The sequence below is a fragment of the Paenibacillus monticola genome, assembly GCF_009664975.1.
Lineage (GTDB): Bacteria > Bacillota > Bacilli > Paenibacillales > Paenibacillaceae > Paenibacillus_AQ > Paenibacillus_AQ monticola.
On record NZ_WJXB01000003.1, the window covers coordinates 152,085 to 165,127 of the forward strand.

Below are 13,043 nucleotides of genomic sequence, written 5' to 3' on the forward strand. Positions count from 1 at the left end.
TCCAGTTCCAAAATTCCCCTCCGTTCCTTTAATCACCAAGCTTATAAAAAACGGGATTATCGTCACTTGCAGCATTACTCTAAAACAGCAATATTAGTTTCTATAAGCAGTCGTTATTCCACTATTTCTGTGAAATCGACGTTCTCTACGATCCAGCGCTTGCGGGGATCAACTTTATCGCCCATCAGCGTAGAAATGCGGCGCTCGACCTTGGCGATATCATCAATCTCCACCCGCAACAGCGTGCGAGACTCGGGATTCATCGTTGTTTCCCACAGTTGATCCGGGTTCATCTCACCTAGTCCTTTGTAACGCTGCAGCTCGAAGTTTTTGCCGAACTCCTTCAAGTAATTCTGCAGTTCCTCATCACTCCAAGCATAACGTACTGTTTCCAGCTTACCCGTTTTGCGAGTCAGCTTATACAGCGGCGGCTGGGCAATATAAATCTTGCCTGCATCAATCAAAGGCTTCATATAACGATAGAAAAAAGTCAGCAGCAACACCTGAATATGCGCGCCATCTGTATCCGCATCGGTCATAATAATAATTTTGGAATAATTGCTTTCTTCCACAGCAAATTCGGGACCCACACCCGCTCCAATGGCCGATATGATAGCCTTATACTCGTCGTTCTTCAGAACATCCAGCAACTTGGCTTTCTCCGGATTCATGGGCTTACCCTTTAGGGGTAAGATCGCCTGAATTTTGGAATCACGACCTTGCTTGGCAGACCCTCCGGCTGAATCACCTTCTACAATGAACAGTTCTGTGCGCGTAACGTCTTTAGACTGTGCAGGTGTCAGCTTCCCACCAAGATTTGAGCTCTCGCTGCGTTTCTTGCCGGTGCGGATTTCATCGCGGGCTTTGCGTGCCGCTTCGCGGGCCTTGGAGGCCTGGATCGACTTTCTGAGCAAACTTTGCGCAACCTGTGGATTCTCTTCCAGGAAACGGGCCATTTTTTCGGATACGATATAATCAACTGCACTGCGAGCAGAGGCGCTGCCGAGCTGGTCCTTGGTCTGACCCACAAACTCAACATCAGACATCTTGATGCTAATGACAGCCATCATGCCTTCCCGCAGATCATTGCCCTCCAGATTCTTGTCTTTCTCTTTAAGCATCTGGGTACGGCGGGCATAATCATTTAATACACGGGTATATGCTGTTCTAAAGCCCGTTTCATGCGTCCCCCCGCTACGAGTAGGAATGGAGTTAACAAAGGAAGCCAGCGTCTCTGTGTAGCCTGCATTGTACTGCAGAGCAACCTCTACCTCAATATCATCTTTCTCCGCATTAAAATGAATGACATCATGTAGGACATCTTTGCCTTCGTTCAGAAATTCTACGAATTGTCTTGCTCCACCTTCATAGAAGTATTCATCCTGGCGATTGGTGCGGTCATCTGTAATCAAGATCCGCAGACCGGAATTCAAGAAGGCAATCTCCTGAACCCGTTCTGCAAGCGTGTCATAACTCAAGGCAATGCCATTCGGGAAGACACGAATATCCGGCTTGAAGGTAACCTTCGTACCGGTTTTATTCGTATTTCCCATAACTTCGAGGCCGGTAACAGGTTCACCTACATGCTCTTTTCCGTTAGGATCTGCCCAATATTCGAAACGCTGACGATGGATCTTACCGTCCCGATAAATTTCTACTTCCAGCCATTCGGACAAAGCATTGGTAACCGAAGCCCCAACACCATGCAAACCGCCCGATTTCTTGTAGCCAGATCCGCCAAATTTACCCCCCGCATGCAGAATGGTGAATACAACTTGCGGTGTCGGTACTCCTGTCTTATGCATTCCAGTCGGAATCCCCCGGCCATTATCAATCACGGTAACCGAGCCGTCCTTGCGCAGTGTAATATCAATCTTCGAGCAGTGCTTTGCTAAATGCTCGTCTACGGCGTTATCCACTATTTCCCATACAAGATGGTGCAGTCCCGAGGAACTCGTACTGCCAATATACATGCCGGGCCGTTTGCGGACCGCAACTAGACCTTCGAGCACTTGAATGTCGTCAGCATCGTATCCAGTCAGGCTAACCCCGCCATCCTTAGAGACTTCAGCAAACATATCGATCTGTTCGAGCATTCATGCTCCTCCTTCATTTCTCACTTATACTTTATTATATTTCAAAAAACGCAAACAAACGTTTCCTCACTTTGTACATTCTAATTCAAAATATCACGTTTCGTAAAGACGGTGAATGAAATGATCACAGAAGCAAGTCCCCAAACAGCCAATACAGCCATGGAAAAAGCCAGCGTCATCCCCTCAATAGGCGCAGGTGTGCCCGCTAAATAACCGGTTAGGCCCAGATTAACCATAAATAAATATTTCGCGGTTGTCCAGGCTGAAGCCATATTTGTCAATATGGTGCCGGCGATCAGTGCTGCCATCATTACCACAATACTCGCCGCTGTGCTTCGTACCAGAACTGATACCATAAAGGCAAGCAAAGCAACAACGACACTCACGAACCAGATTAGCCCGCACTGCATGAGCAAATATTTCCATTGTGGCACAGCATGCACGGTTGACATATCCACCGAATCTCCGCTGATCTGAAAGCCTGTAAAGACAGGGACATTAAATCCCTTATATCCAAAGGCTAACCCGGAAATGAGATAGCTGACCAGAAAGGTGGAGAGCACAATCAGCGAGACGAACATCAGCAAGGCCGCCATTTTGCTAAAAAGCACTTTCCAGCGTTTCACTGGTCGGGTTAGTAGCATCTTAATCGTCCCGGTTGTCCGTTCTCCTGAAACCAGATCAGAGGCCACCGCCATGATTAGCAGCGGAATGAACAGCGTAACTGAATTATCCAGAAACTCTCGGGTGAAGGTTACACCACTTGGTTCATTCGGATTCACATCGTGGTTGAGATAATACTGCAGTTGTTGGACAAATATTTTCCGGTAGGATTTCCATTCCTCGGGAATACGGTCGCTGCCGAGCGAATTCTGATTGTCTGTGATCTGTTGCTGAACCTCCAGCCGCCAGTCCGAGTTGAACTTATTCTGGCTCCGCTCAGCGATACGCATCTGTGCATAAGTAAACATAGGCACTAGTACAAGCAGAATTAGCAGTATAACATAAAAACGTTTCTTTTTTATAATCTTCAGGCACTCATTGCGGATGAGTGGCAGCAGGTTAATCAATGGTCTCACCCTCCGTTAGCTTCAAGAATAACTGTTCCAGTGTTGGATTGATTTTATGCACTGCCCTTACCTCTACCTCAGCAGTAACCAGTACGGCTACGATCTCGGGAATCAGATCTTCATCCATAATGGTAATCAAGGAGTTCGGGCCCATGCCTGCAATGATGGAATCGTCGAGCGTAACTTCACTCAGCTCCAGCAGCTGTATATCAGAACGATCTATCATTAATTCCTGAGCTCTGTCAAAAGGCTCCAGCTCCCATAATACATAAGGGGAATTCCGGGAGACCAGCTCATTCACACCGCCTACAGCCAATACACGTCCCTTACTGATAATGGCCACACGGTCACACAGCAACTGAATTTCGCTCAGCAGATGACTTGAGACGAATACAGCCAGTCCCTCATCTGCGAGCTTGCGGATGAATTCACGCAGCTCCTTGATGCCTTTGGGGTCAAGTCCATTTGTAGGCTCGTCCAGAATCAGTAGTCGTGGGCGTCCGAGCAAGGCTTGTGCAATTCCTAGACGTTGGCGCATCCCAAGCGAGTACGTGCTTACCTTATCATGTATGCGCTGGTCCAGCCGGACAATATCGACCACCTCGGCAATACGCGCTTTATCTACGCCAGGCTGCATCCGGGCAAAATGCTGCAGATTTTCCCAGCCTGTCAAATAGGTATATACCTCAGGATTCTCTACGATTGAGCCGACATACTGTAGTGCTTTTTCCGGATTACGATTTACATTGAAGCCACAGACCGTAATCTTCCCTTCGCTTGGCCGGATCAAATCTACAAGCATGCGGATCGTCGTCGTCTTACCTGCACCATTTGGGCCGAGAAAGCCAAAAATTTCTCCCTCTCGCACGTCGAATGTAACATCATCAATAATCCATTTGCGGCCTATTTTTTTACGAACCCCATCTACAGACAAGACGACTGCTCCGGAGCCACCGCTCTTTCCATTTGTCATATTCCATACAGCTCCTGTTGTTTGTAAAATATTCCCTGCCCTTCTAACGTACAGCCTGAACGATCCGTTCACCCATCCGCTGATAGCCATCGCCATTGGGATGAAAATGATCTGAGGAGAGATATTGGTCCAGATGGCGGTTGAAGAGATCAAAAGTCGGGACCAATGTCATATTACTGTGTTTGTTAATAATATCCATCGCCGCATTGTTCCAAGCGGCTACTGCCTGATTGCCTGGTACCAGCAAATCAGGGATATCCCCGAACGGATTATATAAACCCACATAATAAATTTGTGCCTGCGGATTAATCTTTGCAATACTCTCTAATATGAGACCCAATCTCTTCGCAGCTTCCGGCAGTGCAGCCAGCAGAGCCTCCGGAGTCAAATCCTTATCTACGGCAGAGGAGTTAGATGTGGTAGAACTATTACTGCCATCCTTAAGAATGTCTGATCCTCTGAACAGATCATTTCCGCCGATAGAGAGCAGAATCACACTCGCCTGACGCAGCTCATACTGTACTCCTTCTTCTTTGAGACTGTTTTGCAGCCCCAGCGTGGTCTGGCCGTTAATCCCCATATTGCCGAGCAATTCAGTATGTTCTCCATCTGCCGCTAAGCCGTCTACAGCACGTTTCACAAAACCAGCTCCAGTGTTGTCGCCTGTCCCTTTAGCTAGTGAATCTCCAAGTGCTACTACCTTTAGTAGTTCGTTAGTCCCTGTCAGAGGGGTTGCCGTACCCTGTGGCAGAGAAGTCTGGAGGGTATCACCTGCCGGATTAATGATGTCATTCACTGCATAAACAAAGCCAATAATTAAAAGCACGGTAGCTGCTATGGAAATCAGGCTTACACTGCGCCACGTCCACTTGGAATCGTTCAAAATCTATCCCTCCGTATGCCGTTTCTATTCTGTATTGTTCCACAATTTACAAACTTCTTAACTATGTAGTTAAACATAATTCTTCTATGCGTAATTTGCAAATATTCATAGTAGTGATAACCTCAGTATTTCCGGCAATAATTCATGCTCAACGGTTCGAGTACAATAAGACCTCCAAAAAAACCAAAAAAAAGACTAGCTTTTACTTCTGAGACGTGATATATTATTTCCTGTTGAGTCATTGCAATGCACGGGTTATTAGCTTAGCTGGTAGAGCAGCCGACTCTTAATCGGCAGGTCGCTGGTTCGAGCCCAGCATAACCCATAATGTTATTAAAGAAGCAAGAGCTAACGCTCTTGCTTCTTTTTTTATTTCCATAATATTCCCTTTTCACACCAAAAGAACGTTCTCCGATTGTAGCCGGAGAACGTTCTTTTATTAAGTCGTTGTTACTATTTACCTACAAATTCCTGTACCCAATAATTATTATCGAAGCCTACTCCAATATAATTAAAGTTTGCACTTAAAATATTGGCGCGGTGACCCGGGCTGTTCATCCATGCAGTCATTACTTCTTCCGGTGACTTCTGTCCCATAGCGATGTTCTCTCCTGCATAGGAATAAGTGACCCCAAAGGAAGCCATCATATCAAAAGGTGAACCATACGTAGGTGAAGTATGGGAGAAGTAATTGTTAGAGCGCATATCTGTCGCTTTAGCTGCTGCCACCTTGTTCAAGCTATCCAGGCTAGAAACAGGAGCTAGTCCAGCTGTGGCACGTTCCTTGTTAACAAGTGTCACGATCTGTTGGGTATACGATGTATTAGTGCTAACAGCTACTGGTGCTTTTGTTGGTGCTGGCGTTGCCACTGGTGCTTTTGTTGGTGCCGGCGATGCCACTGGCGCTTTTGTTGGTACTGCGGTTGCTACTGGTGCTTTTGTTGGTACTGGCGTTGCTATTGGTACCGAGGTTGGTGCTGCTGTTGGCTTTGTTGTAGGTGTACTGCCAGTCACGCCATCTACAATGATGAAAGAAAATCCCTTTATATTATACTTACTTAAATACTGTAATAATTGCGCGTAGCTGGTGCCTGCTTTTGTCACCGTAGTGTCATTTGCTGCTGCGCTGGCTGTGTAAGGAAGAGAAATGCTAAGCGCCATAACTGCGGCTACACTCCCACCTATCATTGCTCTCAAAGTCTTGCTCTTCATTCTGCCATCTCCTTATTCTTGGTGTATTTTCTGTGCTGTTGGGAATTAGTCAGCTGCAAAGATTACAAATCTGTAATTTCTTCCTCAGTTATTGTAACATATTTATCTGGGTTGTGCTCTGCTAAATTTTTACATTAAATCAAAGCTGTGCAGGGATTTCCCATAGCAATTCAGGCGATTATATTCGACTTTTGGAGAGACTTGGAAACAAACAATAAAAAATCCTCCTCATCGTAGCTGAGGAAGATTCTTATATCCACCAGGTTGTGGTCTCTTGTACTTAGTGAAAGGATTGCCAGAACTCCCCTTCGGTCGAAATAAGCCCCATAATCTCTGCATAAGGAATGCGGAAGGTCGGAAAACCTGCTGCATAAGGAGCAATCTCATAGGGAGCAAAATAAAGATACAGCGCCTCTTGATCCACAAAAAAAGGCTGATCAGCAGTTATCCCCTTATAGGTATCCGGAAATACGTACGAGTATTGTGGATCATTCGCAATCTGCTTGCCGACGATTTCACTCAGCTTCGCGACATATTTGCTTCCCGGCTTAAAGAGGTCACTAAGCCCAAAGAATCTGCCGTTACGCAAATTAATATGCGTATAGATTCTTGACGGCATACCATGTGCAGCTCCAAAAGGAAAGCGGTAGCCGTTCAGCTCCAGCACCAGAAGGTTTTTACGGAAAAAGGATACGGCAAAATCTCCGGTGTAGCTAAAGTCCTTTGATGTTCCGCCACTTCCTGCTCCCTCAGCGAGTGAAAGCTTCCGCAGCTTAGCGTTAACTTCACTGGAGACCTCCGAGTTGGCGATTCCTTCAACAACCGGATAATAGACCAGATAGTCACTGTTCGGCTTATATTTCTTCTCTAGGACTGAATAAGGAGGTCTCAGCGGGATGACACCGTTCTGTCTCCATACCTGCTTCCCCCTCCGGTCATAGTAGGCTGTACGCTGATCTACATCCGCTCTAATTAAACGGCCATTCAAAGAAAGTGTTCCTGAACCTGGAACAACAGGAGGCTGAGCAGCTCTGTTGCCACTTTTGTCGATAAAATAAGTCTCCTTAGTATCATATACAGACGCCAGGCCCTCTTGATAATTATTAACACCCAGCAAGGAATGGTTATTTAGAATTCTTCCAGTGTCCGCATCTGCAATGACATAACGTGAACCACGATACGGCTGATCAGGATACAGGGGAGTGCCGAGCGCAATCCTTTTCTCTCCCAGTTGGAGAACCTCATAATATTTTGCCGGAATAATAGCTTTACCTTGTTTATCTATCAATCCATAGGCATTGCCATAATCCTCTGCTGTATTAATAACTGCTCTGCCTTCAGAGAAGGGTAAGGCAGCCGTGAACTGCGGTTGAATGGCGATAGTACCATCTGTGTGGAGATAGCCGTACTTGCCGTTCTCCGTCGCTTGAAAAGAAAGCAGGCCATCCCCCGGGTTGCCCACAAAAGGATAATTATAAGTGTGCAGACGGTGACCTTCAGGATCAATAAGTGCATATTCGCCCTCCGCAATCTTGACCAGTGCCATCCCGTTCATAAAATCTCCCGCATCTACATAAATAGCAGGCAGTACTTCTTTACCTTGTGGGTCCAGATATCCATAATGTGATGGTCCACTTGTACTCTGATTGGAAAATACAGCGCGCCCCTCGTGCAGCGAGTTCAGATAATCATATCGCGCCGAAGTCACCTCTTTCCCTTTTTCATCAATGAAGGTATACCCTTTAAGGTCAGATACCACCGCGCGTCCTTCTGAAAAAGGAGCAATAAAGGAATAGACCGGTTTTACTTTCTCCCGCCCTGAGCTGTCGATCACGCCACTGCCCCCTTTGGTCTGCACAATAGCCAGACCATTCTCCTGAAAATCTTCGGCATATTCGTATCTGGGCTCAATAACCGTGAGCCCCTCGTCATTGATATACCCCCACAGCGTGCCCTCCTTTAGCTTAAAGGGGGCTGGGTGCAGCGCCGTTGTACGCAGCTCACTTCCCTCTTCTACCTCAGGAAGCACGAATAACGTCTCAAAAGGACTTCTGGAATAGTCTACACGGTACAAACCCGACTCTGCGGGTATCGTAACAAATAGATCATCCTCCGCACGGATGAAATCTTCATCTTGCTGTGTAACGTATTCGTTCCAACCAATCCCGTCCCATTTCCATACATCGGCCTGTAACAGGCCGTTCTCATTCCCGTTCCCCAGCTCATTCAACCTAATCCTCAGCATGCAGTCGCTCCCCTTTAACAAAGGCATTTGCCTATAGTTTATGGGGGGAGGGCGGTTTTTGTGCTTTTTGATCGTGCAGAGAGCTGGTACTGGTGCGTGTCTGGGGTGGCGCTCCGGTGGACGCTCCGAGAACGGAATGTTGCTCCCATCGCTGTTGTCTCCAGATTGTTTGAATTTTACCTTAACGGTAACAATCCGGAGACAAAGGCGACCGCTACCGCTTGTACGCAATCATTCCGTTCTCTCCGCTGCCTTTCAGCGTGCCCACACTTACCCCAGTACCCCTTTCCTTTCGAGAAAAAAAGCCCAAAAACACCCTCTGAGAGGGGTGTTTTCGGGCTTTACAAGTGGCGGTTCCCTCACTTGCAAAGACACTTGTGAGAAGCTACTGTAGCAAATATTACCAACCCAATCCTCAAGTAACTAGGTTTTTGCTTTTGGGGTTGTCATTTCGGAGCGAAGCAATCGAAACACAAAAAGCGTTTGCTGTTTATCGCAAACGCTTTTTGGTACTACACCTGCTTAGGCGAGGTGATGGAAGTAACGAAGGGGAATTTTGGAACTGTAGGAGCGTAGCGACCGCCTTTGTCTCCGGATTGTTACCGTTAAGGTAAATTCAGACAATCTGGAGACAACAGCGGCCGGAAGTCCAAAAGTTCCCCGCAGTTACGGACATATCACCGAGCCTTTATTTCTTCGAAGAATACTTACGCATATCGAACGCTACCGCAGCGATGATGATCAAACCTTTGATGATCAACTGGTAGTATGGGCTGATCCCGATAAAGGTTAGACCATAGTTAATGAGGGTAAAGATGATAACACCGACCAGAACGCCCGGCACAGTACCGATACCGCCTGTGGTAGATACACCGCCGACTACGCAAGCTGCGATGGCATCCAGCTCATACATGTTACCATAGTTATTGGTTGCTCCACCTGTTCTTGCAGCTTCAAGTACACCAGCCAGACCATAAAGAGCACCGGCGATAGCATAGATGTAGATCAGGTTCTTGGAAACATCGATACCAGATACTTTAGCAGCCTGCATGTTGCCGCCGATGGCATACATATTCTTGCCAAGCTTGGTCTTGTTAAACAGGACCCAAACAATGGCGGAGACGACCAGGGCTATAATGACAATGTATGGTATAGAATATTGCCCACTTCCGAAAAATCCTGAACCAATTTTAGTGAAGTCAGGACGCAGACCACCGATAGGTTGCGATTGGTTCGGGTCCATATCGAAGTAGAGTGAGTTCACACCGTATACAATAACCATTGTGCCTAGTGTAGCAATAAACGGTGGAACATTAAGTTTGGAGACGATGATACCATTTACCAGTCCGCAAAGGAGACCTGCTACTATTGCAATAAGAATTGGAAGAATGACGTTCACTTGCGGCATATCCGGGAAAAAGCGGCGGGAATAGTCCGGAATTTGCAGCATAGAAGCGGAGATAACTGCTGTAAAACCTACGACCCGTCCTGCAGACAAGTCAGTCCCTGCTGTAATAAGGATGAAGGCTACACCAAGTGCGATGATAATCCGCGTAGACGATTGAATCAGGATATCACGTAAAGTATTGACAGAGATAAAAGCTGGTTCATATAAAGCAATACCCATAATTAGAAGTACCAATACGATATAAATAGCGTTCTGTGTAACAAAAGCTTGAGCTTTTTTAGCGTTCATTAGTAGTGTTCCCCCTTAAAGTTACGCGAAGTACTTCGTAAGCATAATTTATTCCTATCCTAGTGCTGTGCAGCGAGACGCATAACTTCGGTTTCCGTAGCTTGCCCGCCTTCTAGTATACCTGTGAGTTTACCCTCCGACATTACCATTACACGGTCGGACATTCCGAGCAGTTCTGGCATTTCAGAAGAGATCATAATAATACTTTTGCCTTGCTTTGCCAAATCGGCAATGATGGTATAAATCTCGAACTTGGCTCCAACATCGATTCCGCGTGTTGGTTCATCCAGTAGGAGAATTTCAGGCTCGGTGAGCAACCATCTAGCAAGCAGTACTTTTTGCTGATTCCCACCTGATAGATTCATGATCAAGGTCTTTGTTGTAGGTGTTTTGGTGCGCAATTTCTCAATCATTCTATCTACTTCTACCTTCTTCTTCTTGCCATCCAGCAGCAGGTAAGGTTTCTGATAACGATCAAGATTAGCAATCGCTGCATTCTCATGCACCGATAATACCGGGAAGATACCCGTTACACGACGCTCTTCAGTAAGCAAGGCCATACCGTGCGCCTTTGCATCCTTGGGAGAGTTAATTTTGACTTGTTTACCTTTAATGGAAATCGTTCCTGATTTGATAGCACGCAGACCAAACAGAGCCTCAATAACTTCTGTTCTCTGAGCACCGACCAGACCGCCAATGCCGAGAATCTCGCCCCGCTTCAGATCAAAGGTAACATCCTTAAAGGATCTTGGCTCTGGTGAAGTTAAACCTTCAACTTTCATGTACACTTCACCTGGGACGTTAAAGCGTTCAGGGAAACGATTGGTCAAATCACGGCCGACCATTTTTGAAATGATGATGTCAGTAGTCAATTCTTCCGCTGGCCATGTGCCAATTTTTTTACCATCACGCATGATCGTAACTTCATCAGAAATTTCCAGGATTTCTTCCATTTTGTGAGATATATAAATAATAGCTACGCCTCTTTTTTGCAAATCCCGGATAATCCGGAACAAATGCTGTACTTCCACGCTTGTGAGGGAAGAAGTAGGTTCATCCATTACAATAACGCGGGAATGAAAGGAGACAGCCTTCGCGATTTCAATGGATTGGATTTTGGATACGGACAGCTTGCCCACCAAAGTTTCGGGATTTAGATCAATATCCAGATCCTTAAATAGATTTTCCGTGTCAGTATACATTTTCTTGTGATCAATAAACTGAATCGGTCCGATTCCTTTGGTCGGAAAACGTCCTAACCAGATATTCTCCATTACACTACGGAACGGCACAGGATGCAGTTCTTGGTGAATCATTGAGATTCCGCTCTTAAGCGCATCGTTAGAGCTACTAATGGAGGCTTTCTCGCCGTCCAAAAATATTTCACCGGCATCCGGTGAGTAAATACCAAAGAGACATTTCATGAGTGTTGACTTACCAGCACCGTTCTCGCCCATCAAAGCATGAACCGAACCCGGTCTAACCTTTATGCTTACTCCATCCAGTGCTTTTACGCCGGGAAACTCTTTTGTTATGTTATTCATTTCCAGCAAAAACTCAGCTTCAGCCATGTTGTTACGCCTCCTACACTTTTTTTCTTTTTACATGAGAGGCACAGCGGTTCCATCCTATTCCCTATCCGAAAGGAATTCCGGGAAGCGATAAACCGCTCCCCGGTAAACTCATTTAATTTAGGATTGTATCTGTGTCTGTAATTGTATTAGGGAGAATTTATTTAACGTCAGCAACATTGTCCTTGGTGATTTTCTTGTAAGAAATCCACACATATTGGTTGTCAGTGATATCAAAGCCAACATTTTCTTTCGTAGGTGTTTCACCTTTTGCAAGCAGAGCGGCAACGGTAATAGCTGCTTTACCCTGGTTGTTGGCATCATTCAGAACAGTTCCTAGCATTGTGCCATCTTTCAGCGCTTGAACAGCAGGAGCAGTTGCATCAACACCTACTACCGGCATGAATTTATCACCAACGAAATATCCAGCAGCTTTTAATGCTTCGATAGCACCAAGTGCCATATCATCATTGTTGGCAAGAACAGCTTCAATTTTGTCGCCGTGGGAGCCGAGGAATGCTGCCATTTTTTCTTGACCTTTTACGCGATCCCACATTGCAGTATCTTCAGCCAATTTCTCAACTTTGATGCCGGCATCTTCAATAGCTTGAATGGAGTAGGTTGTACGCAGTTCAGCATCTTGGTGTCCTGGTTCGCCTTTAAGCATTACGTATTGAAGCACTCCGTCTTTGTTCTTATCAGCTTCAGGGTGTGCTTTCCAGTAATCAACGATCAATTGACCAGACATTGTACCAGATTCTTCTGCTTTAGCGCCTACATAATAAACTTTATCCCATTTCTTCATATCTTCAGGAAGGGGTTCGCGGTTAAGGAATACAACCGGAATGTTTGCTACTTTTGCTTTATCGATAATAACGCCTGCAGCTGTACGGTCAACCGGGTTGATCAGCATACCGTTATATTTCTTAGTTACGAATAAGTCAACCTTGTCATTTTGGGTTGGCTGGGAGTTTTGGCTATCCACGATGTCCACAGTTGCAACATCTTTAGCAGCTGTTTCGATTGCGTTACGAACACCAGTCATGAACGTGTCATCGAATTTGTAAATAGCAACGCCTACTTTAGGCAGCTCAGTAGTTTTTCCAGCATTAGCGGAATTTGTAGCTGCACCGGAGTTTGCTGTATTTGCGGCATTATTGTTGTTGCCGCCGCAGCCTGCAAGAGCAGCACCCAGCAATGCACTAGCAAGTAAAACGGAAGTGATTTTTTTCATATTAATTGACCTCCTGATTTATATTTCTTTTTTTGTTTCGCCCCAGGTTGTCCCGGGTACATC

The 13,043-nt window shown here is 45.9% G+C and carries 9 protein-coding genes and 1 tRNA gene; 1 reads left to right on the forward strand and 9 read right to left on the reverse strand.

Going from position 1 to position 13,043, the window contains the following annotated elements; genetic code table 11:
- Nucleotides 1-113: 113 nt before the first annotated feature.
- The 4 genes from parE to GJB61_RS09825 form a co-directional block, all read right to left on the reverse strand.
- On the reverse strand, nucleotides 114-2,096 hold the full coding sequence (gene parE, locus GJB61_RS09810) for a DNA topoisomerase IV subunit B (protein ID WP_154118337.1): 1,983 nt from the start codon (nucleotides 2,094-2,096) through the stop codon (nucleotides 114-116).
- A gap of 80 nt (nucleotides 2,097-2,176) precedes the next feature.
- The gene (locus tag GJB61_RS09815; protein ID WP_154118338.1) at nucleotides 2,177-3,166 is read right to left on the reverse strand and encodes an ABC transporter permease; all 990 of its coding nucleotides are present in this window, start codon (nucleotides 3,164-3,166) and stop codon (nucleotides 2,177-2,179) included.
- On the reverse strand, nucleotides 3,159-4,139 hold the full coding sequence (locus GJB61_RS09820) for an ABC transporter ATP-binding protein (protein WP_154118339.1): 981 nt from the start codon (nucleotides 4,137-4,139) through the stop codon (nucleotides 3,159-3,161). The genes GJB61_RS09815 and GJB61_RS09820 overlap by 8 nt, the downstream gene beginning before the upstream one ends.
- Before the next feature lie 43 nt (nucleotides 4,140-4,182).
- On the reverse strand, nucleotides 4,183-5,022 hold the full coding sequence (locus GJB61_RS09825) for a GDSL-type esterase/lipase family protein (protein ID WP_154118340.1): 840 nt from the start codon (nucleotides 5,020-5,022) through the stop codon (nucleotides 4,183-4,185).
- Nucleotides 5,023-5,274: 252 nt separating this feature from the next.
- Here GJB61_RS09825 and GJB61_RS09830 point away from each other — a divergent pair.
- Nucleotides 5,275-5,347, forward strand: a tRNA-Lys gene (locus GJB61_RS09830).
- A 128-nt stretch (nucleotides 5,348-5,475) separates the two neighbouring features.
- Here the strand turns inward: GJB61_RS09830 and GJB61_RS09835 are convergent.
- The 5 genes from GJB61_RS09835 to GJB61_RS09855 form a co-directional block, all read right to left on the reverse strand.
- On the reverse strand, nucleotides 5,476-6,234 hold the full coding sequence (locus tag GJB61_RS09835; RefSeq protein ID WP_154118341.1) for a CAP domain-containing protein: 759 nt from the start codon (nucleotides 6,232-6,234) through the stop codon (nucleotides 5,476-5,478).
- 280 nt (nucleotides 6,235-6,514) lie between these two features.
- A complete protein-coding gene (locus GJB61_RS09840) occupies nucleotides 6,515-8,479 on the reverse strand; it encodes a WG repeat-containing protein (protein ID WP_154118342.1) in 1,965 nt (654 codons plus the stop codon).
- A 688-nt stretch (nucleotides 8,480-9,167) separates the two neighbouring features.
- Nucleotides 9,168-10,175 (reverse strand): galactose/methyl galactoside ABC transporter permease MglC, encoded by a 1,008-nt coding sequence (mglC, locus tag GJB61_RS09845; RefSeq protein ID WP_154118343.1) that lies wholly within the window; start codon nucleotides 10,173-10,175, stop codon nucleotides 9,168-9,170.
- A gap of 59 nt (nucleotides 10,176-10,234) precedes the next feature.
- Nucleotides 10,235-11,746, reverse strand: a complete 1,512-nt coding sequence (locus GJB61_RS09850) for a sugar ABC transporter ATP-binding protein (protein ID WP_154118344.1) — start codon at nucleotides 11,744-11,746, stop codon at nucleotides 10,235-10,237.
- A gap of 160 nt (nucleotides 11,747-11,906) precedes the next feature.
- Entirely contained in the window at nucleotides 11,907-12,980 is a 1,074-nt protein-coding gene (locus GJB61_RS09855; RefSeq protein WP_154118345.1) for a galactose ABC transporter substrate-binding protein, read from the reverse strand.
- Between the last annotated feature and the right edge of the window lie 63 nt (nucleotides 12,981-13,043).

What these genes read in the sequence shown, in the direction of transcription:
- parE (WP_154118337.1), bottom strand. Translation starts at nt 2,096, where the DNA reads ATGCTCGAACAGATCGATATGTTTGCTGAAGTCTCTAAGGATGGCGGG.
- GJB61_RS09820 (WP_154118339.1), bottom strand. Translation starts at nt 4,139, where the DNA reads ATGACAAATGGAAAGAGCGGTGGCTCCGGAGCAGTCGTCTTGTCTGTA.
- GJB61_RS09835 (WP_154118341.1), bottom strand. Translation starts at nt 6,234, where the DNA reads ATGAAGAGCAAGACTTTGAGAGCAATGATAGGTGGGAGTGTAGCCGCA.
- GJB61_RS09855 (WP_154118345.1), bottom strand. Translation starts at nt 12,980, where the DNA reads ATGAAAAAAATCACTTCCGTTTTACTTGCTAGTGCATTGCTGGGTGCT.
- mglC (WP_154118343.1), bottom strand. Translation starts at nt 10,175, where the DNA reads ATGAACGCTAAAAAAGCTCAAGCTTTTGTTACACAGAACGCTATTTAT.
- GJB61_RS09850 (WP_154118344.1), bottom strand. Translation starts at nt 11,746, where the DNA reads ATGGCTGAAGCTGAGTTTTTGCTGGAAATGAATAACATAACAAAAGAG.
- GJB61_RS09840 (WP_154118342.1), bottom strand. Translation starts at nt 8,479, where the DNA reads ATGCTGAGGATTAGGTTGAATGAGCTGGGGAACGGGAATGAGAACGGC.